Here is a 24,205-nt window from a genome sequence, read left to right as displayed (position 1 = left end):
TTCCGGTGCCGGTGAGATCCGGTACGAATCCGGTCGGGTACCGCTGCCCGGGGTGTGCCGAGCCGACGCGACGAACGCTGCCGTACTCAGCGGTTGTCGACCCTCGCTTCGGCATAGCGGCGCAGGGATTCGACCTGATCGGGATCCAGCGACGGCCGCACCACCGACTGCGCCGAGGCCAGATCCGCTGCGGTGACATCGGCGGCGGCGACATCGCGGCGCATCGCGGCGAGTGCGGCCTCGCGCAGCAGTGCGGCGCAGTCCGCGGCGGAGTAGCCGTCGAGCTCCTCGGCCAGCCTGGCCAGGTCGACGTCGGCGGCCAGCGGTACCGAACGCCCGGTTGTTCGCAGAATTGCCAGCCGGGCTTGCGCATCGGGCGGCGGCACGAAAACCAGCCGCTCCAGCCGACCGGGGCGCAGCAGTGCTGGATCGATCAGCTCGGGACGATTGGTCGCACCCAGCACCACCACCTCACGCAACGGTTCGACCCCGTCGAGCTCGGTGAGCAGCGCGGCAACCACCCGATCGCCTACGCCGGAGTCCGAACTCTGACCACGACGGGGCGCGAGGGCGTCGACCTCGTCCAGGAAGATCAGCGACGGCGCCGAATCACGCGCTCGCTGGAACAGCTCGCGCACCGCCCGCTCGGAGGAGCCGACCCATTTGTCCATCAGCTCCGCGCCTTTGACCGCATGCACGCTGAGCTGGCCACTGCCCGCCAGCGCGCGCACCAGATAGGTCTTGCCGCATCCGGGTGGGCCGTACAACAGCACACCGCGCGGTGGCTCGATGCCGAGCCGGGCGAACGAATCCGGATGCCGCAGCGGCCACAGCACCGTCTCGGTGAGTGCCTGTTTCGTCTCGGCCATATCACCGACATCGTCGAGACCGAGACTGCCGATGGCCAACTCCTCCATCCCGGAGCGCGACAGCGGCCGGATCACCTCGAGCGCACCGAGCAGATCCTGCTGGTTCAGCTCCGGTTCGGCCTGATCGCGATTGGCCCGCGACGCCGCGCGCAGGGCCGCCTCCCGGCATAGCGCGGCCAGATCCGACACTACGAAACCGGGTGTCTTCGCGGCGATGTCGTCGAGCTTCAGCTCCCCGGTCGGCACCTTGCGCAGCAGCTGTTCCAGCAGTGCCCGGCGCACCGCGGCGGTGGGTAGCGTCAGCGCCAGCTCGCGATCGCAGAGGTCGGGGGCACGCAGCCGGGAATCGAGGTCGGCGGGATGAGCAGTGGTGGAAAGGAAAGCGACACAGGGTTCGGCGATGGCCGCGCGCAGCTGATCCAGGATCAGCGTGGCCACCGGATCGGCGGTCGCGGGCAGCAGCGCATCGATATCGGTGATGAGCAGGATCCCGCCCTGCCCGGAACTCACCGCGGCCACCGCCTCGGCCACCTCGCGCAGCCGGGCGCCGCTCTCGGCGGCGCCGACGGCCGGACCGTCCAATTCGATGATGCGGCGCGGTGCGGTGACCGCGCGGGCCAGCGTCGCCTTGCCGACGCCCGCAGGGCCGGTGATCAGCACACCGAGATGCGGCGACGCACCAAGGGTTTTCAACAGGTCGGGCTCGTCGAGTGCCAGCGTCAGCCATTCGGCGAGCTTGGCGGCCTGGGTGTGCGCGCCCACCAGATCCTCGGCCGGTATCGGGGCGGAGCGGGCCGCGGCGACCGTGCCGGTCGGGTCGGCGGTCATATTCGCGGAGGACTCACGCCCGTCCGCGGTGGCGAGGGCGTGACCGTTGCGGCCCGCCGCCGCGGCGATGGCACCCGGCCCCCAGTCGACCGCGGTATTGGGCTGCACGCTCACCGGTCCCGGCGACGGATCGGTGGCGGTGACGGTGAGCAGTTCGGTGGTCCAGGCGATGCCGAAGGTGCGCGACAGGGCCTGACTCGCCGCCGACGACGGTAGATCCGGTCCCAGATCGCGGGGCAGCAGCGAGACCGTGTCACCGACGGTGACGATCTTGCCGAGCAGCGCCTGCCGCAGCGTCGCCGCCGGGATCGATCCGGTGGCGTGCGCGGAGCCGCTCACCGAGATCTGCTTACCCCCATAGACGGTCGCGGGCGACACCACCACGGTCGCGTTCTCCCGCAATCCGGCATTGGACAGCGTCACATCGTCGAGCAGGGCCACCCCCGCCGGCGTGCCCGCCGGTGCGATACCGGCCACCGCGGCGGTCCGCCGGGAACCCACCAGCGTGATCCCGTCCCACTCGCGCAGCCCGAGCGCGGTGAGCACCTCGGCATGCAGTCGCACCACGCCACGGCGGGCGTCGGCAGCGGAGGGATTCAGACGCGCGGTTAAAGCCAAGTCAGCCATCGCAACCATTCTGCCTGTGTTCAGGGCCGCTGGGGCCGCGTGTTCGCGGCCCTTTTGATGGCTCGCGTTTCCGCTTCCGCGCTTGCCTTCGGCGTGCGCGGTGGCAGCGGAAACACGAGCCGGGCCGCGAACCGGCTCATCGGGGTGTACCCGATGGTTGCGTCTTCGTGAACGGTCTGGATCAGGGCTCGACGATGCCCGCGGCTTCGGCGACCGGAACGTCGGCCATTTCATCGGACAGGCAGACCAGCTTCGCGGTGCCGAGCGCGACATTGGGGCTGCCGACGAACGGGCTCTCCGGGTGCTCGACCAGAATCTGCTCGATCAGGGCCTTCTCCCCGGCGATGTCGAGTTCCCGGAACTCCGCGCACGTGGTCTGCGAGGCCGTGCCGGACGTGCTTTCCCCGGAGCGCGTCGTGGTGGGCGTGCCCGTGGTTTCGCTCGACTCGGTCGTGGTTGTCGCCGCGGTCGTGGTGGCGGCGGTCGAGGTGTCGGTGGTGCCCTTGCGCAGCCCGTTCGCCTCGGTGGCCTCGTCCGGCCCACAGCCGGCCAGCACGAGAGCCAACGCGCCGACGGACAGAATCGTCGCAGGAATTCGCTTCATATCGTGGGTTCCCCGGTGATCAGCGGCGCCGGAGCCTCCGGCGCATCCGGTGCAGCGTACCGGGTAGGGACGGTTCTTCGACATGGGAGCCTCACAGGATCGAGCGCCCGTCGGGCGCACGGGCAGGTGCGTTCCCTACTGTCGGGTATCGGCCTTGCTGTCGCCTTATCGATCGCTGAAAGCTCGGATCGCCGCAGCTCAGCGGTTGATCAGCGACTGCCAGTCGGCGGGAACCCGCGCCCGAGGGCCCGGCACGCCCTGTTCCTCGGGATGCTGACGCGGCGGCGCCAGTTCGGGTCCGCCGCTGAACATCTCCTCGGTGCGGAAATCCCAGTACCAGTCCTCGCCCGGCTCATAGCTCTGGATGAAGGGATGGCCGGTCACCGCGGAGTGCTTGCTCGCGTGCTGTGCGGGGGAGCTGTCGCAGCAGCCGACGTGTCCGCATTGCGCGCAGCGGCGCAGATGCACCCACCAGCCCGCGGCGGCCTCGCATTCCACACAGCCGGGACCACTCGGTGGAACGGTCGGATCGATGCCTTGGGGTAACTCGGTCATGCCGGATCTCCTGTCGATTCCAGATTCGCGGGTTCGTCCTCTTCGCGGTGCAGCGGCAACCACACGGTGAATGTGGTGTCGCCCGGCCGGGATTCGAGCCGGATATCGCCGCGATGTTTGTTCACCACGATCCGGAACGAGATGTCGAGGCCGAGGCCGGTGCCCTCACCGACCGGTTTGGTGGTGAAAAACGGTTCGAAGATGCGATCGCGCACCTCGGTGGGTACGCCGGGGCCCGAGTCGTTGATCTGCACGACGGCGCAATCGTTGTCGTGCCTGGTGCGGATAGTCAGGGTGCCCGATCCGTCCATCGCGTAGACAGCGTTGTCGATCAGATTGGTCCACACCTGGTTGAGCTCGGCCGCGTAGCAGGGGACCGGGGGCAGCGCGCGATCGTAATCCTTGACCACCTCGATCGAGTCGCCGATCTTGCGGTTGAGCATCACGAGCGTGCTGTCGATCAGTTCGTGCAGGTCGACCACCTGGAACGGGGCCCGGTCCATCTGCGAATACTGTTTGGCCGCACCGACCAGCGTGGAGATGCGGGTGGTCGAGTCCGCGATCTCGTTCATCAGCAATTCGGTTTCGATGGTGTAGTTCAGCCAGCGGATCGCGCCTTCGAGCACCTGCGGGGTGCAGTCTTCGAGGGTCGCGGCCACCCGGTCGAGCCAGTCGGCGTCGAATCCGGCCTGCACGAAGTTCGGCGCGAGATCCCATCCGTCGGCGATGCCGTGCCGGTCGAGCCATTCACCGAGCAGATCCTCGCGGTCCGCGGCCTCGATCGGCGTCAGCTCGGGGGCCTTGGCGACCTGGGCCGCGGCCTCTTCCTGCAAGCGCACCAGCGCTTCCAGCGAGGCAGTGTCGAATTTGCCCTGGGCCATCATGGCCAGTTTGTGCCGCATACCCGCGATTCGATCGCGCAGACCGGAGGTGGCGCGCACCGCTGCGGCGGCCGGATTGTTCAGCTCGTGGGTCAGGCCTGCCGACAGCGAACCGAGTGCGAGCAGCCGCTCGCGCTGGGCGATGCGTGCGTTGCTGTTGCGCTGGCCGAAGAAGACGCCCTCGAGCAGATGCACCGCCATCGGGAACCATTCGTGCATCATCCGCGAGAAGGTGGTGGCGTCGACGACGAAGAACCGCGACGGGCGCGTGACATACATCGAGCCGCCATAGTGCTGATCGGCGCGCTCGCCCAGATAGGCCGCCCACGCTCCGGCATACGAGCCGCGATGATCGGTGCGGATCATCTCGATCTCCTGACCACCGGACAGCTTGGTCAACCGCACCTCCCCGTCCATCAGCACGTAGAAGCAGGTCGCCGGATCGCCCTCGCGGTAGACCGGTCCGGGTTCGATCCGCTCGATCCGGCCGTCGGCGCACAACCAGGCCAACTGCTCGTCGTCGAGCTTCTCGAACAGGAACAGCGTGCGCAGTTCCGCCGGATCGCAGATCAATTCTTTGCCCACGTCTGGATCCTCCTACGCCAGGTACCGGTGCACGAGCATGACCGCCATCGCGCCTTCGCCGACGGCCGAGGCCACCCGCTTCGCCGATTCGGCGTGCACGTCACCGGCCACGAATACGCCGGGCACACTGGTCTCGAGGTGGTGCGGGGGCCGGGGCAGTTCCCAGCCGGCCGGGCGCGCGCCGTCGACCAGCAGGTCGGGGCCCGCGAGTACGTAGCCGGCGTCGTCACGCTGCACCACGGCGTCGAGCCAGTCGGTCTGCGGTGCCGCGCCGATGAACAGGAACAGCCGCTCGGTGGGGGCCTTCTCCTCGGCGCCGGTCTCGTTATCGCGCAGCACGATGGTGTGCAGGTGATCATCGCCGTCGACGCCGACCACCTCGGTGCGGGTGTGTACGCGGATGTTCGGCGTCTGCGCGATCTGCTGGATCAGGTAGTAGGACATGGACTGCTCCAGCGAAGCCGCCCGCACCACCAGATGCACCGTGCGCGCATTGCGTGACAGGAACATCGCGGCCTGACCCGCCGAATTCGCGCCGCCGACGATGTAGACGTCGTGTTCGGCGCATTCGGCGGCCTCGGTCATCGCCGAGCCGTAATACACCCCGCGCCCGGTGAATTCGTCGACGCCCGGCGCCGGATGACGCCGATAGTCCACCCCGGTCGCGATGATGACGGTGTGCCCGCACAGCCGTCCACCGTCGGCGAAGCGTACGGTGCGCGCCGAACCGTTGACCTCCAGGCCGACCACCTCGCGGGTCGTAATGACCTCCGCGCCGAACTTGGCGGCCTGGCGGCGCGCCCGATCGGCCAGCTGCGCACCCGACAATCCGTCGGGGAAGCCGAGGTAGTTCTCGATACGCGAACTCTGCCCCGCCTGTCCGCCGGTGGCGGTGCGCTCGACCAGCACGGTGCGCAGACCCTCGGATGCGCCGTACACGGCCGAGCCCAATCCGGCAGGGCCACCACCGACCACGATCAGATCGTAGAAATCGTCGACCGGTTCGGTGCTGAGCCCGACACCGGCGGCGAGTTCGCTGTCGGTCGGTTGCAGCAGCGCCTGCCCGTCGGCGGTGATCACCACAGGACAGCGGCGCTGGTCGGCGCCCGCGGCCTCCAGCAGCCGCGCGCCCTCCGGTTCATCGGCCAGATACCAGCGGTAGGGCAGCTGGTTGCGCGCCAGGAACTCACGGACCTGCGACGATCGGGGTGACCAGCGGTTGCCGATCACCTTGGTCCCGGTCACCGGCCGCTGGTCGCTGCCGCGCCACGCCTCCAGCAGGGCGTCGAGCACCGGGTACAGCTTTTCCTCCGGCGGGTCCCACGGCTTGAGCAGGTAGTGGTCGAGATCGATGACGTTGATCGCATCGATCGCGGCATTGGTGTCGGCGTAGGCGGTGAGCAGCACCCGCCGCGCATACGGATGCAGGTCCATGGCCTGCTCGAGGAATTCGATGCCGTCCATGCCCGGCATGCGGTAGTCGGCGATCAGGACGGCGACCGGCTGATCGCGCAGCTTGAGTTCGCGCAGGGCCTCGAGTGCCTGCGGGCCCGATTCCGCGCGCAGGATGCGGTAGTCGGCGCCGTAGCGGCGGCGCAGATCGCGGACGACGGCCCGGGAGACGCCGGGGTCGTCATCGACGCTGAGGATGGCCGGCTTGGGTGCAGCGGGGGAACTCACCTCACGAGTATGAAGTCTCGCCGAGGTGGCTGTCGTCGGAGCGGACCGGCCGCTCACACGCGGTGATGCAGGACCAGATCGAGTTCGGTTGGGGTGAGCAGTCTTTCGAGGCGCTCCTCGACACGCGGGGTCGATTCGCCTTCGGGTTCGATCAGGGGCAGTTGCGGAAGGCGGGTCGCCGCACGGGTCGACTGCGGCGGATGACGATGAAGCAGGGAGCGCAGGTTCACGGCCGATCACCTCACGTTGCGGGCGGTTCGCTGGTGGCTGTGTCTCTCGTCTATCCCCATTGTGCGCCGGTCGTTACATCCAGGGCCCCAGACATGCGAAAATGTGACCTGGTCCTCTTCCCGATTATGATGTGCGTAACTCACAGTCTCATATAACCGGAGGCAGTCTTGCCGAAGAATCTCGAAGCCGCCATCGATATCGCCGCACCCCCGGAGCAGGTCTGGGCGGTCGTCTCCGACCTCGAGCGAATGCCGGAGTTCAGCCCGCAGTGCATCCGGATGATGCCGCTCGGCACCCCGAAGGCGGGCACCTGGACGCTCAATTTCAACAAAGACGGGTGGAAGCGCTGGCCGACGACCTCGCGCATCGTCCGCTTCGAACCGAACCAGGCCTTCGCCTTCCGGATGAACGAGAACTCCACCGTCTGGAGCTACACCCTGGAGCCCACCGAGGCGGGCACCCGGCTGATCGAGCGCCGTGACGTGCCCAACGGCGTCACCTGGATCGTGCGCAAGGCCATCAACGGAATGCTCGGTGGCGAGCAGGTCTTCGAGGACGCGCTGCTGAACGGCATGAACGAGACCCTCGGCAAGATCAAGACGACCGTCGAGGCGGGCGCGTAAACCGCACCCGCCTCGTCGCCTGAGCCGGGTCGGTCACGACTGCCAGTTCGGCAGCGCCACCACCTGCGCGGCCCAGGACAGGCCCGCACCGAACGCGATGAGCAGGGCGGTATCGCCCGGCTTCGATTGGCCGGACCGCAGCAGTTGCTCCATCGCCAACGGGATCGAGGCGGCCGAGGTATTACCGGTCTCCTCGATATCGTTGGCCAGCGCGCACTCCTCGGGGAGCTTGAGCACCCTGGCCATGATCTCGATGATCCGGCCGTTGGCCTGATGCGGGATCATCGCGTCGAGATCGTCGGTGGACAGGCCCGCGCGATCGATCGCCTCGCGGCACACCTTCTCCAGCGAATGCGCCGCCCAGCGGAACACCGCCGTGCCCTCCATCGCCATATAGGGCCGGACGGCGTCAAGGCCCTTCTCGTCGATCTCGGCGAAGAACTCCATCCAGTCCTTGTCCTGGCGGATGGCGTGATGCTGGGTGCCGTCCGAGCCCCACACCGTTGGGCCGATGCCCTGCTCGTCGGAGGGGCCGACGACGACCGCACCCGCGCCGTCGGCGAACAGGAACGCGGTGGAACGGTCGGTGGGATTGATCGTGTTGGTCAGCTTCTCCACACCGACGACCAGCACGTGGTTGGAGGTGCCCGCCCGCACCAGATCCGAGGCGAGCGCGAGCGCATGACAGAAGCCGGCGCAACCGGCGGAGATATCGAAGGCGGCCGCGCCGTTCATGCCGAGCTCGGTGGCGATCTGCGGTGCCGCGGCCGGAGTGAGGAGCAGATGGGTCGAGGTGGCAACGATGACGCAATCGACCTGGTCGGCATCGACGCCTGCCGACTCCAACGCGCCGCGCGAGGCCGCGACGCTCATGCTCATGATGGTTTCGGAATCATCGGCGAAGCGCCGGGTACGAATGCCGGACCTGGTCCGGATCCATTCGTCGCTCGAGTCGATCGGGCCCGCTACCTCGTCGTTCGTGACCACCCGTGCCGGGCGATAAACGCCGAGCCCGAGGATCGCCGTGTGCTCTGCGCCAGTGGTCTGGGCGAATCGAGCAGCCATGGTGCGTCTCCTATGTACCTGCGGCACAGCCGCCGGGCTGTCCCCGAATATCGATGTGGATCCTCACTGGTCGATAGCTACGCATCAGCTGGTACTACGCAATCCGTAGACATGAGGCTCCCTCATATTAGCGCTACCGGGGGTACACCGGAGTGCGTATTCTCACAATGACCCGGGTATATCCCTGGCACACGCCGCGACCGGCGGCGTGCCCAACAATGATTCGAGGACGCCATGCTCGGAATCGGGATCGTCGCGTGGATCATCATCGGGGGGCTCGCGGGCTGGATCGCGAGCAAGATCATGAAAACCGATGCTCAACAGGGCATTCTGCTCAATATCGTGGTCGGCATCGTCGGTGGCCTGCTCGGCGGTTTCGTGCTGTGGCTGGTTGGCGTTGATGTCGAGAGCGCGGGCTGGTTCTTCAGCTTCTTCACCTGCCTCGCCGGCGCCTGCATCCTGCTCTACCTGGTCAAACTGTTCACCGGGCGACGTTCGGCTCACTGACACCGGGTGCCACGGGCTCTGTTCCCGTAAGGTGTGAACGCTTGCGCCGAACCCGTTCGACGAGAAGTTGTCATCCGTCGACGGGCCGCGAGACCGTCGCAGTGACGGGCCTCGAACGGCGCGTTCGTCTTGCACCTAGCACGAAAGAGGAGCCTGTGGCACGCCGTCCCACCCCGCCCGGCACGCCTGAACGCACCGGCCTCGGCCATGTCGCCGATCTGGTGCGCAACGCGATCCCACCGCTGCACCCTGCCGGTTTGCCCTTCGTCGCGGCGCCGCTGGCCGTCGCTGTTCTCGGCGGCAAGCGGCGCTGGGTGCGCCGCGGCGGGCTCGCGGCCGCGGCGGCCTGCGCGACGTTCTTCCGGCATCCGCACCGGGTGCCGCCGAACCGCGCCGGTGCCGTCGTCGCGCCCGCCGACGGTGAGATCGCCCTTGTCGACACCGCGGTGCCGCCCGCCGAACTCGGCCTCGGCGATCAGCCGCTGCCTCGGGTGAGCATCTTCCTGTCCGTGCTCGATGTGCACGTGCAGCGCGTCCCCGTCTCCGGGACCGTGCGCGAGGTGCAGCATCAGGCGGGTCAGTTCCGTTCCGCCGATCTGCCCGAGGCCAGCTCGGTGAACGAGCGCAACAGCATGGTCATCGACACGCCCTCGGGTGCCCAGATCGTGGTCGTGCAGATCGCCGGACTACTGGCCCGCCGCATCGTCTGCGACGCGAAGCCCGGTGATGTGCTCACCATCGGCGACACCTACGGCTTGATCCGCTTCGGCTCGCGGGTGGACACCTACTTCCCGGCGGGCACCGAACTGCTCGTCGAGGTCGGTCAGCGCACCATCGGCGCCGAGACCGTCCTGGCCGTATTGCCGACCGCCGGGTCATGATGGAGCAGGACACCGCCGGACGGCGGCGCCGGTCGATCCGGTTGCTGCCGAGCATGGTGACCATCATGGCGCTGTGCTCCGGACTGTCCGCAGTGAAATTCGCCCTCGACGGCGAATTCGCGACCTCGCTCGCCATGATCGGCGCGGCCGCGGTGTTCGACACCCTCGACGGGCGCCTGGCGCGAATGCTTGCGGCCACCACCAAGATCGGTGCGGAGCTGGACTCGCTGTCGGATGCCATCTCCTTCGGTGTCGCGCCCGCGCTCGTGCTCTATATCGGTTTGCTGAGCGACAACAGCACCGGCTGGATCATCGCCCTGCTGTTCGCGGTCAGCATCGTGTTGCGGCTGGCCCGGTTCAACACCCTGATGGACGACGACACCCGGCCCGATTGGGCGCGTGAGTATTTCGTCGGCGTACCCGCACCGGCCGCCGCGCTCATCGCCCTCGCCCCGATCGCGCTGTATGTGCAATTCGGTGACGGCTGGTGGGTCGGCTTCGGCGCCGTTTCCGCATGGGCCGTCTTCTCGGCCTTGCTGGCGGTGAGCACCATCCCGACGCTGGCCATGAAGTCGGTGTCGGTGGCGCCGCAGGCCGCGGCCGGTCTGCTGGTCCTCGTTGCCGCGGCCGCGGCCGCGTTGGTCACCTACCCGATCGTGCTGTTGCTGGTGCTGATCGTGCTGTATCTGGGCCATATTCCGTTCGCCTGGTACTCGCAGCGCTGGGTCGCGGCCCGGCCCGAGACCTGGGAGCACAAGCCCGCTGAGCGGCGCGCCCAGCGGCGTGCGGCGCGGCGTCGTCCGGCGATCAGGCGTCCGGCGATCCGGCGTCCCGCGATGCGCGGATCGTCGCGGCTACGGCTGCGTCGTCCGGGAGGGAAGCGGGAACAGAACGGCGTCGAATCCCGGAAACAGGACGGCGTCGAGACCTGAGCGCTCGGTGTCGTCGCCGCTGATGGCGCGGGAGGTGGCGTAGTGGACGCGCAAGGTCTGGCTGACTTCGAGGCCGAGCGGTCACGCCTGTTCTCCCTCGCCTACCGCATGCTCGGCTCGGCGACCGAGGCCGAGGATGCGGTGCAGGAGACCTACCTGCGCTGGGATGGTGCCGATCGCACCGAGATCCGTTCGGCGCAGGCCTGGTTGACGACCGTGGTGGTCAATCTGTGCCGCAGCTGGCTGGATTCGGCGCGCGCACGCAGGGAGACCTACCTCGGCCCATGGCTGCCCGAGCCGATGCCGACCGGTGCGGGTGAACTCGGCCCACTGGAATCGGCGCAGGAGCGTGAGCTCGTCTCGATGGCGCTGCTCACCGCGCTGGAACGGCTCTCGCCCGTCGAGCGTGCGGTGTTCGTGCTGCGTGAGGCGTTCGGCTACACACATCGTGAAATCGCCACAATGCTGGAGCTGTCCGAGGCCAATTCCCAGCAGGTCTTTCACCGGGCAGGTCGTCGAGTGCGAGACGGCAAGGCGCGCTTCGATATTCCCGCAGAACACGCGCGCGCGCTGATGGAGCGGTTCTTCGCCGCCGCCCGTGACGGTGATATCGCCGCATTGGAGCAGATGCTCGCCGCCGATGTGGTCTCGGTCGCCGATGGTGCTGGTATGGCGGGTGTGGCGCGTCGCCCGGTGGTCGGCGTTTCGAAGGTGGCGCTCTACCTGACCAAGCTGTTCAGCTGGGTGACTCCCGACGTCACCATCGAGCTCGTCGAGGTCAATGGGTCGCCCGCGGTGTGCGCCTGGTCGGACGGTGCGCCCATGGCGGTGTGCACGGCCGACACCGACGGCACCGTGGTGACCGCACTGCGTCTGGTGGTGGCGCCCGGCAAGCTCGCCCATTTCGGCCGCGCCACCGCCGGAGCGTCACCACGCAGGCCCTCCGGTTCAGGCGAATTCGGTACCGCCCTGTGACCGGGCTCATAGCGCAGAGCTGTCAGGGATCGGCGGGGCATCTGGTCTGAAAGGTGTCACCATCCCCAGCACTGGAGGAGTCCCACCATGAGCGCACAGCATCGAATCGTCGTCCTCGGCGCCGGATACGCGGGACTGGCCGCCGCGCGACGGTTCGCGAGGAAGGCGCCGGATGCCACCGTCACCGTGGTCGACGCACGTACCCATTTCGTCGAACGAGTGCGGCTGCACCAGCGCTTCGCCGGACAGCAGACCCGCGCATGGGATTTGCGAGAACTGCTGGAACCCAAGCGGATCCGGTTCGTGCACGGTCGGGTGAGCGAGATCGATGCGGACCGTTCGCTGCTGCGGTTCGACGGTCGTGAACCACTCGCCTACGACACGCTCGTCTACGCACTGGGCAGCATTGCCGATGACGCAGGCGTGCCGGGCGTGGCCGAGCATGCCTACTCGGTAGCGACGCCGGAATCGGTGGCCCGGGTACCCGCCGACGGCCCGATCGTCGTGGTCGGCGCTGGATCGACCGGAATCGAGGTTGCGGCCGAACTCGCCGAATCCCGCAGCGGCACAAGGGTAGTGCTGATCAGCACCGAGGAGCCTGGGGCATGGCTTTCGCCGCGGGCCCAGGCGCACATTCGGCGCGTCCTGGAGCGATTGGGAGTGCGCATCCACACCGACTCGAAGGTCATCGAGGTGACCGCAGACACGGTGCGCCTGGCCGACGGCACCTCGATCGACTCTGCCGCGACCGTGTGGACCGCCGGTTTCGCTGTGCCGCAATTGGCGGCGCGGGCGGGGCTTGCGGTGGATGCGCACGGCCGGATGCATACCGACGCGTCACTGCGTTCGCTGTCGCATCCGAACGTGTACGCCGCAGGCGACAGTGCCGTCGTCGCCGGGCCCGGCGACCGCGAGCTGCGGATGGCGTGCGCGACCGCGCTGCCGACGGGGACTTATGTCGCGGAGGTGATCACCGCGCGGCTGCGCGGCCGGGAGCCGGGCGAGCTGAAGTTCCGGTATCACTTCCAGTGCCTGAGCCTGGGCCGCAGCGACGGCGTCATTCAGTTCTTGCATGCCGATGACACCCCGGGACGGACGGTACTGACAGGGCGGACGGCGTCTCGGTTCAAGGAGGCGATCGTTCGCTTCGCCGCGGCGGGGGCGGGAGCGAAGTAAAGTCGCGTCAACTAGCGGTTGACGATTATGGGATCGTCAACCTATGGTTGACGCATGACTTCTTCGCTCAAACTCGACGACCTCATCGAAGGCATCAAAAAGGCCCGTCCCGACAATGTCCTCGACCAATTGGCCGATGCGATGGTCGCCGCCGGTCATCTCGGCGAGGTGGCTGACCATCTCATCGGCCACTTCGTCGACCAAGCTCGCCGCTCCGGCGCCTCGTGGACCGATATCGGCGTCAGCATGGGCGTCAGCAAGCAGGCCGCGCAGAAGCGGTTCGTGCCCAAGGCGCCAGGCGATGCGGCGGCTATGAACCCGAATGACGGTTTCGCTCGCTTCACCCCCCGGGCCCGCAACGTGGTGGTCGCGGCGCAGGAGGCGGCCCGTGCCGCAGGCACCCCGCAGATCGGAACACCGCACCTGGTGCTCGCGCTGCTCTCCGAGCCCGAGGGTCTGGCCATGCGGGAATTGCTTTCGCAGGGGCTGACCATGGAGTCGGTGCGCGACGCTGCTGCCGCCGCGCTGCCCGCTGCTTCGGATGAGATGCCCGCGCTGGTTCCGTTCGACGCCGACGCCAAGAAGGTGCTGGAGCTGACCTATCGCGAGGCGTTGCGGCTCGGGCACAACTACATCGGCACCGAGCACATCTTGCTGGCCCTGCTCGAACAGGAGAACGGGTCCGGGCTGCTGTCCGGCCTCGGGGCGGACAAGGTTGCCGCCGAAACCCACCTCGGGGAGCTGCTGGCGGGAATCGTCGCCGGCCGGTCCGAGTCGGAATAACGGTATCGCGGGCAGGGGGTGTCGGTGAAAGAACGAATGCGGAAGCTCGCCGAAGGGGGTCCCTGCCCGCCAGGTCCGGCACCCTCGGCAGTACTGCCGGTAACCTATAGCAATGGCGGATGACACCGACTCCGACCTGATCGCAGGGGAACGGCGCGACGATCTGTTGCGCGCGCTGTCCTATGTCGCGACCGAATCGCTCGACGACGGCAGCTACATCGTCAACGGCGACTTGCCGCCCGAGGTGGCGCCGCCGTTCATCCGGGCGATCATGCGGGTCGAGGCCGAACTGCTGATCAACGACGCCGAGCTGGTCACCGTCGACGATGGTGAGCCGCGGTCGCCGGAGGAGCGGCGCGCCGATGCGTTCCTCGCGCTGGCGCTGCGCGTCACCGATCGGATGTAGGGCTTGCCCGGATCTACCTTGCACTCGTCATCCTCGAGTGCTAAAAAGGGCTTTGGCACTCTCTACCCGTGAGTGCCAGGTCGGGACGGTGAGATCGGGTATCCGAGACACCCCTGGTCGTCCGTCGCGGGCACCGAGCCTGGCCAGCGTAAATAGGGTGGCCCGACAATGCGGTCATCCTGTGTGTCAGCCTCATTACTTGGAGGATCTCACCGCAATGGCCAAGACAATTGCGTACGACGAAGAGGCCCGTCGCGGCCTCGAGCGGGGCCTCAACAGCCTCGCCGACGCGGTCAAGGTGACGCTGGGCCCGAAGGGTCGCAACGTCGTGCTGGAGAAGAAGTGGGGCGCCCCCACGATCACCAACGATGGTGTTTCCATCGCCAAGGAGATCGAGCTGGAGGACCCGTACGAGAAGATCGGCGCCGAGCTGGTCAAGGAAGTCGCCAAGAAGACCGACGACGTCGCGGGCGACGGCACCACCACCGCCACCGTGCTCGCCCAGGCGCTGGTGCGCGAGGGCCTGCGCAATGTCGCGGCCGGCGCGAACCCGCTGGGTCTGAAGCGCGGCATCGAGAAGGCCGTCGAGGCCGTCACCGCCAAGCTGCTCGACACCGCCAAGGAGGTCGAGACCAAGGAGCAGATCGCTGCCACCGCCGGTATCTCGGCGGGCGACGCGTCCATCGGTGAGCTCATCGCCGAGGCCATGGACAAGGTCGGCAAGGAAGGCGTCATCACCGTCGAGGAGAGCAACACTTTCGGCCTCCAGCTGGAGCTGACCGAGGGTATGCGCTTCGACAAGGGCTACATCTCGGGCTACTTCGTCACCGACCCCGAGCGTCAGGAAGCGGTCCTCGAGGACCCGTACCTGCTGCTGGTCGGCTCGAAGGTCTCGACCGTCAAGGACCTGCTGCCGCTGCTGGAGAAGGTCATCCAGGCCGGTAAGCCGCTGCTGATCATCGCCGAGGACGTCGAGGGCGAGGCCCTGTCGACCCTGGTCGTGAACAAGATCCGTGGCACCTTCAAGTCCGTCGCCGTCAAGGCGCCTGGCTTCGGTGACCGCCGCAAGGCTCAGCTCGCCGATATCGCCATCCTCACCGGTGGCGAGGTCATCAGCGAAGAGGTCGGCCTGAACCTGGAGACCGCCGGTATCGAGCTGCTCGGCACCGCGCGCAAGGTCGTCGTCACCAAGGACGAGACCACCATCGTCGAGGGCGCAGGCGACGCGGAGGCCATCAAGGGCCGCGTTGCGCAGATCCGCACCGAGATCGAGAACTCGGATTCGGACTACGACCGCGAGAAGCTGCAGGAGCGCCTGGCCAAGCTGGCCGGCGGTGTTGCGGTCATCAAGGCCGGTGCCGCGACCGAGGTCGAGCTCAAGGAGCGCAAGCACCGCATCGAGGACGCCGTCCGCAATGCGAAGGCTGCCGTCGAAGAGGGCATCGTCGCCGGTGGTGGCGTGGCCCTGCTGCAGTCGGCTCCGGCGCTGGACGAGCTGAAGCTCACCGGTGACGAGGCGACCGGCGCGAACATCGTGCGCGTCGCGCTGTCGGCTCCGCTGAAGCAGATCGCCTTCAACGCCGGCCTCGAGCCCGGCGTGGTCGCCGAGAAGGTCTCGAACCTGCCCGCGGGTTCCGGCCTGAACGCCGACTCCGGCGAGTACGAGGACCTGCTGGCCGCCGGCGTTGCCGACCCGGTCAAGGTCACCCGCTCGGCCCTGCAGAACGCGGCCTCCATCGCGGCCCTGTTCCTGACCACCGAGGCCGTCGTCGCCGACAAGCCGGAGAAGGCCTCGGCCGCTCCCGCCGACCCGACCGGCGGCATGGGCGGCATGGACTTCTGAGTCCTGCCTCCTGGTAGTACATCTGAATCCGAAGGCCGGTCCACCAGTTGGTGGGCCGGCCTTCGGCGTTGTGCTGCATCGACCGCCGCAGACGTCCGCCATGCAAACACTGTCGACATAAGATGGCGCCTTCGCACCCCTGGAGAATGAGGTCTGCCATGAGCACGCTGCCCGCCTGGGTGACCGACCCCGAGATGCTGCTTATCACCGAGGATGGTTACGACGCGCTTCCCGACGAGGTGCAGAGGCAGATCGAAGTAGTCGATGGCCACGTGATCTTCTGCCAGAGCGGGAGCGCGGAGCACAACATCGTCGCGCGTCGTCTGGCGAATGGATTCGATGCCGCGCGCCCGAGTGAGCCGTGCATCCGTGTAGTCACAGACTTCGAGATGCACTACCAACGGACCCGGCCGAAGACCCCCGGCTTCTCCTTCCGCAGGCCCGATGTTGTCGTCCACCGGTGTATTCCACGGGACGAGAAACTCTCGTCCGAGAACCTGCTACTGGTAGTCGAGGTGGTCTCGCCCGGTTCCGAGTATGTCGATACGGTCGACAAGCGCGCCGAGTACGCGGCCGAAGGCATCCCGGTCTACCTGGTCGTGCATTTCGACGACGACTTGCGGATCAAAATCATCCAGGAGTACCGGTTGGACTGGGCGAGCGGAGCCTACCGGCGCGCCGAACCGCACCAGGATGTGCTCGTCCTGAGTGAGCCATTCCCGGTGAAGATTCCTTTCACCGAGCTCGACGCTTGAGCAGTGGGTGCACGGCCGCAACGTCACGATCTGTATTTGATCTGGTCGTGCCGCCCGGCAGTGTCGGCCTCACCGGAATCCCAAATGCCGGACAGGGCGATCAGTGCATCAGGCACGGCCTCGTCGTCGCGTGGGGCCGCAATGGCTGTGGACAGCGCGGGATCCTCCGAAACGATTAGCCGGAGACGCCGAGCCTGGGCGGGTGTAAGCCGGTCTACGAGGTGGTGTAGCTCCTGGTAGTCGCGCGCGGACGTCATATGCGCGATCGTAATGACACCAGCTGCGACGAAGGATAGACGGCGTCGAGTGCGCTCAGTGAGCTTCGGCGCCCGCACGATCCGGTCCGCTGATCTCCGCCATGAGCATGCGCAAAGTGAGCGAATGCTTCTCTGGAGGTAAGGCTTCGAGCGCGGTGCGGGCGAGGCGTATGCCCTCGTCTCGGTCTCCCGCACGTACCAGCATCAGGCCGCGGTGCATATCGAGGTGGGTGGCGAATCGTGGCAATTGTGATGGCAGCTCCGCGCGGGCGTTCTCCTGCGCTTCTAGGGCAAGCTTCTCGTCGCCGAGGCGTGCGGCGAGCAGAGACAGGAAGACATTCACTCGCCACCACGGCACCGCGTAGTCCGAGGTCTGCTCCTCCGAGTACGACACGTCGAACTCGCGTCGCCCCGCAACGATCAGATCGCCCGCCGTAGCAAGATCACCCTGAATCGCCGCCGCGTGCGCTTTCCCCCAGATCGAATTGAGCCTGCCCAGGCTGTGCTGTCCGGAGATGGCAAGCGCCTGATCCGCGAACATGTGGGCAACGGGAAGCGATGCCCCTTCATATCCGAGCGCGATCGCGGCTCGCCCACGCACCCAGATACGGATATCGCCGTCATCGGATCGATCGGCCGCCTCGGCCGCCATCCGATACCACGAAATCGCCTTCCTGCCATCGCTGCCCGGATAGGTCTTGGCGAACAGTGTCATCAGCCGAGCCGCAACCGCCCACATTCGCGGGGAGTCCAGCTGCTGTTGCAGAACCACCAGGTCTGCGGCCAGCCGCTGCTGAATCTGCGCGGCCCCCTGACTCATGTAGTCGGATCCATACCGCACCAACGTCTCTTCCCACTCGTCCACACTGGGACCGCTGTCATGCGGGCGCGTGGAAAACCCTTGGGACAGCAGATCGGACGCCACGACCGGCGCGATCGACGTCGCGGCCAGGTGGGATAGGAACTCGCGACGATTCACATCGGTCTCCAATAGTTCTAACGGGCAATCCAACACCGCCGCGAGGTGCCGCAGCCAGAACGGCGACGGCTCGGTCTTGCCGGATTCCCAATGCCGCGAGATGTATTCACGGGTCATGTTGCACCCCGATGATCTGGACAACTCGCCCGCGAGCCTGCCCTGACTCCACCCCTTGGCGGCACGAAGCTGCCTGATCAGTCGACCCGTGTCCGCTGACATGGCATCAACCCTGCCACCGATGCCCGCACCGCGCATCGTTGTGCACCGAATGCCACCCCTCTGCCACTAGTGGTATTCGTCCTGGTCACAGGGCGAGCTGCGACGATCCGATGCCACCCGCCTACCACTCGTGCGACACCTGGTTCGACGGCGAACGTAGATGTACGCCCGGCGCCGTCGCGATCACGTCTTTCGCCGAGCTTTCACACGCTCTGCCGACATCAGTACGGACCGACAAGGAGTTTCGATGCGTTTCGGACCAACCACAGCCGAACTGGCAGTGTTGAGTGTGCTTCTAGCGGGCGGGATGCTGACTGCGGATCAGATCGCAAGACAATCGAAACTCAGCCGATGCCGCACCCGATGGGCGATAGTCCGGCTGGAGAAGCGCGGGCTCATCTTGGGCGCTCCCAACGGAATCCGCTGGTCGGTAACGCAGCGCGGCCGAGCAATCGCGAACGAGGCTCGGCTACCGCCTGATCTGGTCGGATCCGAGTTCGATACTCACCCCCGTTGATCAGATGCGCGCCGCTGATGTCGACGCGTTGATCACGCCGGCACCCGTCCACCTGGACCCACTGACCTTGCACGCACTCATGGGATTGGGTGATGTGGAAACAGTATGGCCGCGCTTGTCGTTCGCGCGCTGGTCCGTTGTGGTGGGCAGCGGATGAACCCTCGAGCAGTCGTGGCTCAGGCATGAGGCACTGGCGGGGAATATCACGTCACTGATTGACGGGACCGAGTCGGGGCGCTGACGCCAAGCGGATCACCCAGGCGGGTGCCGCGTGGGCATCAGACCGACGAACGCCGCCGCCGCTGGCTGAATCACCGATCCCGCAACCACTTCTCGATCCGATCGATGGTCGAGTTCGGATCCTGGATCCACCCGTTGTGCCCAAGCGGCCGGGTTTCCCGCCAGGTGGTGATGTCGGCGTTGGGGAGCTTTTCCAGGAGGTGGCGGGCCGAGGATTCGGGGGTGAGGTCGTCGCCGGTCATGGTGATGGACAGGACGGGGAGCTTCAGGCGGGCGATGCGTTCTTCGTAGTCGATGTCAGCGCCGACCGGGACGAAGCGGCCGGTGCGGGCCAGGCGGGCCCAATCGGAGATGAGGACCTTGGACTGGCGGCCGTAACCGGCGGGGCCCAAGCGGTCGCCGGGCCAGAAGCCGGCCAGGTTCGCCGTCAGGGAGACGGCGGCGGTGCCGACCAGCATGCCAGGGCTGGACAGTCCGCGGTAGCCGCGGTAGTACGGCGTCCCGGACGCGATCAGGATGAGTCCGCCGAGGCGTCCGCGGATGCGTGCGGCGTACATGACGCCGAGCTGGCCGCCCATGCTGTGGCCGAGCAGATAGGGCGTGCTGTCCGGAAAGCGGTCTCGCACGACCTCGAACATCGCCGGGAAGTCCACCGACACCAGCTCGTGGTAGCCGTAGGTGCTCGACGAGTCCGGCGCGGGAGTGCTGTCGCCGTTACCGCGTAGCTCGGCGATCGCCACGTCGAAGCCGCGTTCGGACAGTAGCCGGGCGAAGTAGCTGTAGTACTCGCCCGGGACGCCGAGCCCCGGCACCATCACCACGACCGGGCGCGGCAGATCCGGCGTCACGGGATGACGATGCGCACCCGTGGCCGAGAGCAGCCGCACCGGGAGGGTGCTGCCATCGAGCATCTGGATCGGTACGGTCTCCACGCGCCAAGGCTACGCGGAGCAGGGGTCTTCGATCACGCTCCGACCGCACCCATGATCACCCGGCTGAGCACCCGGATCACGTCGTCGAGCGGACGGCGCGGATCCGAGCCGCTCCATTCGTCGACCACATAGTTGACCGCGCCGATGATGGCCAGCATCCGCATCTCGTAGTCGCCGGGCGGGATCTCGCCGTGCATGGCGGCGTCCTCGGCCGCACCGGCGAGCAGCGAACCCCACATGCGGCGCAGTTCCAGCCGGAACTTCTCCACCTTGGGTCCGGCGCCGACCACCTCGACCAGTGCCACTCTGGCCTTGCGTGGGTCGGTGCCGATGGATTCCACGTACGCGCGGACGGCGGCGTCGATGCTCTCCACCGCGGTGGCCTCGGATCGCTCCGCCAGCGCTGCCTCCACCGCGGCGCGCGAATCTCGATGTATCTGCTCGTACAGCTCTATGAGCAAGGATTCGCGGCCGGTGAACTCCTCGTAGAACTGACGGGAGGACAAACCCGCATCCTTGCAAATAGCGCCCACCGAGCTGTTCGCGTAACCGTCGCGCGCGAATACGGTCAGACCGGATTCGAGAAAACGCGCACGCCGCTGGCGTTGCCGGTCCTCTACGGGTTGCCCGGCATACATTCGTCCCGTATTCGCATCCTGTGACATTGGGGCAGACAATACCGAAGGGCCCGATCCCCTCGTCATGGATCGGGCCCTTCGCCGCAACTGGCGGCCGACCGCGCGTCGGCCGAGTTGGCAAGTCTGCGTCGGCTCGTTATTCGCTCATGGCGCCGGGGCAGGCGAAATGTTCGACATACACCAGCCTTCCCCATCGCCGGCGGCACGCGAGCGACTGTCCGAGCACGTCGGATGGAACACCTGTCAAACACGAACTCCGATCGTGGATTACCTGGCCAGTGTCACTGGCTGTTTGCCGAATCGGACGATACCTACGGCTCCGCATCGCCGGGTGATTTTGAAGGGAATTTCTAGAATTATTTCCAGGGTTTCGGCGCGGAAACTCGGAAGGCCCCGAACGCTGACCTAACGTGACCGAATGGGGACCGCACTGCTCTACGGGCTGGGCACGGCAGTACCGCTGGTACTCGGCGCCTTCATCGGCCTGCGCTGGTCGCTGCCGAAGCCATTGCTCGCCTCACTCATGGCCTTCGGTGCGGGCACCATGATCGCCGCGGTGACCAACGAGTTGTTCGAACCCGCCTTCGTCCAGGCCGGGGTGTGGATCGCAGGCACCGCGCTTTTTGCCGGAGCCACGGTGTACGTGGTCGCGAACCGGTTCATCGAGCAGCGCCTCGGGCCCACCGCGATCGGTTGGGCGTTGATGCTCGGAACGGTGCTGGACGGGATCCCGGAGAACACGGCGCTCGGCGTTTCGCTGTCCGCGGGCGGCGGGGTGGTCCTGTTGGTCGCGGTGGCGGTGGGCAATGTGCCCGAGGCCATCGGGGGTTCGGCGCTCATGCGGGACCGGCACGGGTTTGCGTCCGGACGGGCACTGGCGTTGTGGAGTATCACCGGCGTCGTGCTCGTCGTGGTGACCGTGCTGGGGAATGCCCTGTCGGACAATCTTTCCGATACTCAGATCAGCACCGTCCAGGCTTTCGCGGGTGGTGCGACGATCGCGGTGCTCGCCGATTCGCTGATGCCCGAGGCATATCGGGAAGGTGGGTGGTGGGTCGGGATCGCCACTGCGGCCGGGTTTCTCGTCGCCTTCGTACTCGGGTAACGGGACCTACACCGCAAACCTCAGCAAGCCCGGCAGGTCCGCAACCGAGTCGATGACGTGATCCGGTTGCCGTGCCGACGATTCCAGCACACCGGCGCGGAACTTACCGGTGCGCACCAGGACTCCGGTCATGCCGACAGCCTGGGCAGCCAGCACGTCGGAATGCAAGTCGTCGCCGACCATCACCACCTGCTCCGGCGTCAGATCCATGGTCGCCGCGCAGGTGCGGAAACCGGTGGCCGATGGTTTGCCGACGACCGTGATCGGGGCGTTTCCGGCTGCCTCGAGGCCGGGTAGGTAGGCACCGGTGTCGATGCGCAGGCCGTCGTCGGTCGCCCAGCTCATGCCGCCCTGCATCGCGACGACCGGCACGCCGTCGAGCATCAGCTCGGCCACTCGACTCAGGGCGCGATGGGTGAATTCGGGGCCGGCGCCGCCGATCACGACTACTTCGGGATCGGAGTCCACCAGGCGCAGATCGGTGAGGTCGGCGTCGATATCCCCGTGGTTGAGCACCCAGGTGCGGGCGTCCGGATGGTTGCGGCGCAGGTATTCGACGGTCAACCGGGCTGCGGTGGCGATCTCGTCGACAGCTACTTCGATGCCTGCCGCGCACAGACGTTCGGCGATCTCGGCGCGGGTTCGTGAGGTGGTATTGGTCAGGAAAGCGCGGCGCAGGCCTTGCTGGGCGAGGCTACGCACCGCCCCGGGCGCGCCGGGAAGCGCTCGCCAGGAGGTGACCAGCACTCCGTCGATGTCGTAGAGCACGCCCGCTGCCCGATGGAGATCGGCCATAGCGTCACGTGGCGGTCGCATCGGACCGGGTCGAGTCGAAGAGCTCGGCGCAGCGGGTGAGCAGATCGATCAGCGTCTGCCGTTCGGTCTCGGTCAATCCCGCCGCGACGGCGCGTTCCACGGCGATCGCGCGGGCGTCGGCCTCGTGCATCGCCGCCTCTCCCGCGCCGGTCAGCCGGGTTTCCAGCACGTTCTTGTGCCAGGCATGCGGGGTGCGTTCGATCAGGCCGCGGTCGACCAGGTTGGTGAGCACCGTGTTCATCGTCGGGGGCGTCACCCCACACAGCCGAGCCAGTGCGGCGGCGGAGATGCCCGGATTCTCATCCAAGTGCAGCAGGGCGGCGTACTGCGCCACGGTGACGCCCGCCGGTTTCAGCGCCGTGGTCTTGGCCGCGTTCAGCGCTTGTTCGGCGCGTTTGACGTACGAACCGATGCGTTCGGCGGCGGGCATGGGCGTCATACATGGCATCGTATCCACCCTTCGCTTAATTAGAGTCTTGACTGTTATTAGAACTCTAATCTACATTCGTGCCCGTTCACTGATGTGACTGCACATCGGTCGGCTCGAAGAAAGGCTCGGATCATGTCCAACGCTCTGCCTCACCGCTGGTCGGCTGCGCTATTCGCCGCTGCGGCCGGACTCGTCGTCGCCGGTTGCGGCAACGAGACGAAAGGGCCGGATCAGGCCCCGGCGATCGGTACAGCCTTCGAACTGCCCGGCGATCGGGTATACCCGGAGGGAATCGCGACGGACGAGCGCAACGGAGACGTCTACGTCGGTTCCTTCGCCGACGGGACGATCTACCGCGCGACCGCGGGTGCCGAACGCGCCGAAGTGTTCCTGCCCAGTGGAACCGACGGACGCGAGACCGCGAACGGGTTGCGAGTGGACCGGAACGGCCGACTCTGGGTGATCGACTCGACGACCGGTGTTGCCGTGTACGACATCGCCTCGCGCGGCCTGCTGGCCCACTTCGACGTCACCGGCGCGGGCGAGCGGTTCGTCAACGACATCGTGATCACCGCCGACGGCACTGCCTACCTCACCGACAGCAAACGCGCGGTGGTCTACCGGGTCACTCCCGACGACCTGGTCCGCACGATCGCGCAGGGTGGACGCGGCGAACTCACCCCCGCCTACGACGTGAAGCCGGCCCTCGAACCGCACGGCCCCGAGGCTTACACCCTCAACGGCATCACCGCCGACGCCGCAGGCACCTACCTACTGGTCGTCGACTCCACCGGCGGCGACCTCTACCGCGTCGACCTCACCGCAGCCACCGCCCCCATCCGCAAGGTCACCCTGATCGGCGGCGAACTCTCCCACGGAGACGGCCTGGACCTCCACGACACCACCCTGCGCGCCGCCCACAACACCGACAACACCCTCACCCGCTGGACCCTCACCGACAACGGCGCCACCGCCACCCGGACCGATGTCGTAACCGACGAATCCCTGTCCACCCCAACCACACTGGTTCACATCGGCGACCGCACCCTGGTGGTGGCGTCGCAATTCGACAAGGGTGGTCCACTCGGTCCCGGAACCCCTACCACTCCGTTTCGGGTGTTGTCCGTGGCCGGCATCTGACCGTGGCGGAGCGACGGCACTCGAAGCGTTGCCCCGGAGAAGCATTCGCTCACCCTGCGCATGTTGATAGGGGAGACCAGCGGCCCGGATCGTACGGGCGCCGAGGCTCTCTGAGCACACCTCGAC

The 24,205-nt window shown here is 67.1% G+C and carries 25 protein-coding genes; 12 read left to right on the top strand and 13 right to left on the bottom strand.

What is annotated here, in order from left to right:
- Nucleotides 1-86: 86 nt before the first annotated feature.
- The 6 genes from ACFXNW_RS27600 to ACFXNW_RS27575 all read right to left on the bottom strand — a co-directional run bounded on the left by ACFXNW_RS27600 (nt 87) and on the right by ACFXNW_RS27575 (nt 6,859).
- Nucleotides 87-2,324, bottom strand: a complete 2,238-nt coding sequence (locus ACFXNW_RS27600) for an AAA family ATPase (RefSeq protein ID WP_379420713.1) — start codon at nt 2,322-2,324, stop codon at nt 87-89.
- 181 nt (nt 2,325-2,505) lie between these two features.
- Nucleotides 2,506-2,928 carry a hypothetical protein gene (locus ACFXNW_RS27595; protein WP_379420712.1) on the bottom strand — a complete coding sequence of 141 codons (423 nt, stop codon included), beginning with the start codon at nt 2,926-2,928 and terminating at the stop codon, nt 2,506-2,508.
- A gap of 198 nt (nt 2,929-3,126) precedes the next feature.
- Nucleotides 3,127-3,483 (bottom strand): UBP-type zinc finger domain-containing protein, encoded by a 357-nt coding sequence (locus tag ACFXNW_RS27590; RefSeq protein ID WP_379420711.1) that lies wholly within the window; start codon nt 3,481-3,483, stop codon nt 3,127-3,129.
- Nucleotides 3,480-4,949, bottom strand: coding sequence for an ATP-binding protein (locus ACFXNW_RS27585; protein ID WP_379420710.1), 1,470 nt, complete (start codon nt 4,947-4,949; stop codon nt 3,480-3,482). The genes ACFXNW_RS27590 and ACFXNW_RS27585 overlap by 4 nt, the downstream gene beginning before the upstream one ends.
- A gap of 12 nt (nt 4,950-4,961) precedes the next feature.
- A complete protein-coding gene (locus ACFXNW_RS27580) occupies nt 4,962-6,629 on the bottom strand; it encodes an FAD-dependent oxidoreductase (protein ID WP_379420709.1) in 1,668 nt (555 codons plus the stop codon).
- A gap of 53 nt (nt 6,630-6,682) precedes the next feature.
- On the bottom strand, nt 6,683-6,859 hold the full coding sequence (locus ACFXNW_RS27575) for a hypothetical protein (protein WP_163823487.1): 177 nt from the start codon (nt 6,857-6,859) through the stop codon (nt 6,683-6,685).
- 168 nt (nt 6,860-7,027) lie between these two features.
- On the opposite strand from ACFXNW_RS27575, the gene ACFXNW_RS27570 reads away from it, so the two are divergent.
- Nucleotides 7,028-7,483, top strand: a complete 456-nt coding sequence (locus tag ACFXNW_RS27570; protein ID WP_379420708.1) for an SRPBCC family protein — start codon at nt 7,028-7,030, stop codon at nt 7,481-7,483.
- A gap of 33 nt (nt 7,484-7,516) precedes the next feature.
- Here the strand turns inward: ACFXNW_RS27570 and ACFXNW_RS27565 are convergent, their stop codons facing one another.
- On the bottom strand, nt 7,517-8,548 hold the full coding sequence (locus tag ACFXNW_RS27565) for a beta-ketoacyl-ACP synthase III (protein WP_379420707.1): 1,032 nt from the start codon (nt 8,546-8,548) through the stop codon (nt 7,517-7,519).
- Nucleotides 8,549-8,782: 234 nt separating this feature from the next.
- Here ACFXNW_RS27565 and ACFXNW_RS27560 point away from each other — a divergent pair, with 234 nt between their 5' ends.
- From ACFXNW_RS27560 to ACFXNW_RS27520, 9 genes are all read left to right on the top strand, one after another.
- Nucleotides 8,783-9,055 (top strand): GlsB/YeaQ/YmgE family stress response membrane protein, encoded by a 273-nt coding sequence (locus ACFXNW_RS27560; protein WP_379420706.1) that lies wholly within the window; start codon nt 8,783-8,785, stop codon nt 9,053-9,055.
- 155 nt (nt 9,056-9,210) lie between these two features.
- On the top strand, nt 9,211-9,936 hold the full coding sequence (locus ACFXNW_RS27555) for a phosphatidylserine decarboxylase (RefSeq protein WP_379420705.1): 726 nt from the start codon (nt 9,211-9,213) through the stop codon (nt 9,934-9,936).
- The gene (locus ACFXNW_RS27550) at nt 9,933-10,868 is read left to right on the top strand and encodes a CDP-alcohol phosphatidyltransferase family protein (protein WP_379420704.1); all 936 of its coding nucleotides are present in this window, start codon (nt 9,933-9,935) and stop codon (nt 10,866-10,868) included. The genes ACFXNW_RS27555 and ACFXNW_RS27550 overlap by 4 nt, the downstream gene beginning before the upstream one ends.
- Nucleotides 10,869-10,910: 42 nt before the next feature.
- A complete protein-coding gene (locus ACFXNW_RS27545) occupies nt 10,911-11,843 on the top strand; it encodes an RNA polymerase sigma-70 factor (RefSeq protein WP_379420703.1) in 933 nt (310 codons plus the stop codon).
- Nucleotides 11,844-11,930: 87 nt separating this feature from the next.
- Entirely contained in the window at nt 11,931-13,019 is a 1,089-nt protein-coding gene (locus ACFXNW_RS27540) for an NAD(P)/FAD-dependent oxidoreductase (RefSeq protein WP_379420702.1), read from the top strand.
- A gap of 54 nt (nt 13,020-13,073) precedes the next feature.
- Nucleotides 13,074-13,802, top strand: coding sequence for a Clp protease N-terminal domain-containing protein (locus tag ACFXNW_RS27535; RefSeq protein WP_379420701.1), 729 nt, complete (start codon nt 13,074-13,076; stop codon nt 13,800-13,802).
- A gap of 112 nt (nt 13,803-13,914) precedes the next feature.
- Nucleotides 13,915-14,208 carry a hypothetical protein gene (locus ACFXNW_RS27530; RefSeq protein WP_379420700.1) on the top strand — a complete coding sequence of 98 codons (294 nt, stop codon included), beginning with the start codon at nt 13,915-13,917 and terminating at the stop codon, nt 14,206-14,208.
- A gap of 217 nt (nt 14,209-14,425) precedes the next feature.
- Entirely contained in the window at nt 14,426-16,051 is a 1,626-nt protein-coding gene (gene groL, locus ACFXNW_RS27525; RefSeq protein WP_379420699.1) for a chaperonin GroEL, read from the top strand.
- Nucleotides 16,052-16,209: 158 nt separating this feature from the next.
- Nucleotides 16,210-16,806, top strand: coding sequence for a Uma2 family endonuclease (locus tag ACFXNW_RS27520; RefSeq protein WP_379420698.1), 597 nt, complete (start codon nt 16,210-16,212; stop codon nt 16,804-16,806).
- Between the two features lie 23 nt (nt 16,807-16,829).
- Here ACFXNW_RS27520 and ACFXNW_RS27515 read toward each other — a convergent pair whose 3' ends face one another.
- From ACFXNW_RS27515 to ACFXNW_RS27500, 4 genes are all read right to left on the bottom strand, one after another.
- A complete protein-coding gene (locus ACFXNW_RS27515; protein ID WP_379420697.1) occupies nt 16,830-17,063 on the bottom strand; it encodes a hypothetical protein in 234 nt (77 codons plus the stop codon).
- A 55-nt stretch (nt 17,064-17,118) separates the two neighbouring features.
- A complete protein-coding gene (locus ACFXNW_RS27510) occupies nt 17,119-18,261 on the bottom strand; it encodes a helix-turn-helix transcriptional regulator (RefSeq protein WP_379420696.1) in 1,143 nt (380 codons plus the stop codon).
- 828 nt (nt 18,262-19,089) lie between these two features.
- On the bottom strand, nt 19,090-19,950 hold the full coding sequence (locus tag ACFXNW_RS27505; protein WP_379420695.1) for an alpha/beta fold hydrolase: 861 nt from the start codon (nt 19,948-19,950) through the stop codon (nt 19,090-19,092).
- A 32-nt stretch (nt 19,951-19,982) separates the two neighbouring features.
- Entirely contained in the window at nt 19,983-20,588 is a 606-nt protein-coding gene (locus tag ACFXNW_RS27500) for a TetR/AcrR family transcriptional regulator (protein WP_379420839.1), read from the bottom strand.
- 418 nt (nt 20,589-21,006) lie between these two features.
- On the opposite strand from ACFXNW_RS27500, the gene ACFXNW_RS27495 reads away from it, so the two are divergent.
- A complete protein-coding gene (locus tag ACFXNW_RS27495; protein WP_379420694.1) occupies nt 21,007-21,693 on the top strand; it encodes a ZIP family metal transporter in 687 nt (228 codons plus the stop codon).
- 6 nt (nt 21,694-21,699) lie between these two features.
- Here ACFXNW_RS27495 and ACFXNW_RS27490 read toward each other — a convergent pair whose 3' ends face one another.
- Nucleotides 21,700-22,488, bottom strand: coding sequence for an HAD-IIA family hydrolase (locus ACFXNW_RS27490; protein ID WP_379420693.1), 789 nt, complete (start codon nt 22,486-22,488; stop codon nt 21,700-21,702).
- Between the two features lie 4 nt (nt 22,489-22,492).
- On the bottom strand, nt 22,493-22,948 hold the full coding sequence (locus tag ACFXNW_RS27485) for a MarR family winged helix-turn-helix transcriptional regulator (protein WP_379420692.1): 456 nt from the start codon (nt 22,946-22,948) through the stop codon (nt 22,493-22,495).
- A gap of 123 nt (nt 22,949-23,071) precedes the next feature.
- Between ACFXNW_RS27485 and ACFXNW_RS27480 the strand changes: the two genes are divergently transcribed.
- Nucleotides 23,072-24,079, top strand: a complete 1,008-nt coding sequence (locus ACFXNW_RS27480; protein ID WP_379420691.1) for an SMP-30/gluconolactonase/LRE family protein — start codon at nt 23,072-23,074, stop codon at nt 24,077-24,079.
- The last annotated feature ends 126 nt before the right edge of the window (nt 24,080-24,205 follow it).

Source organism: Nocardia sp. NPDC059180, from assembly GCF_042754945.1.
In the GTDB taxonomy this organism is placed as follows: Bacteria; Actinomycetota; Actinomycetes; order Mycobacteriales; family Mycobacteriaceae; genus Nocardia.
Note: the sequence above shows the minus strand (reverse complement) of the source record. Positions and strands in the feature narration are given on the sequence as shown.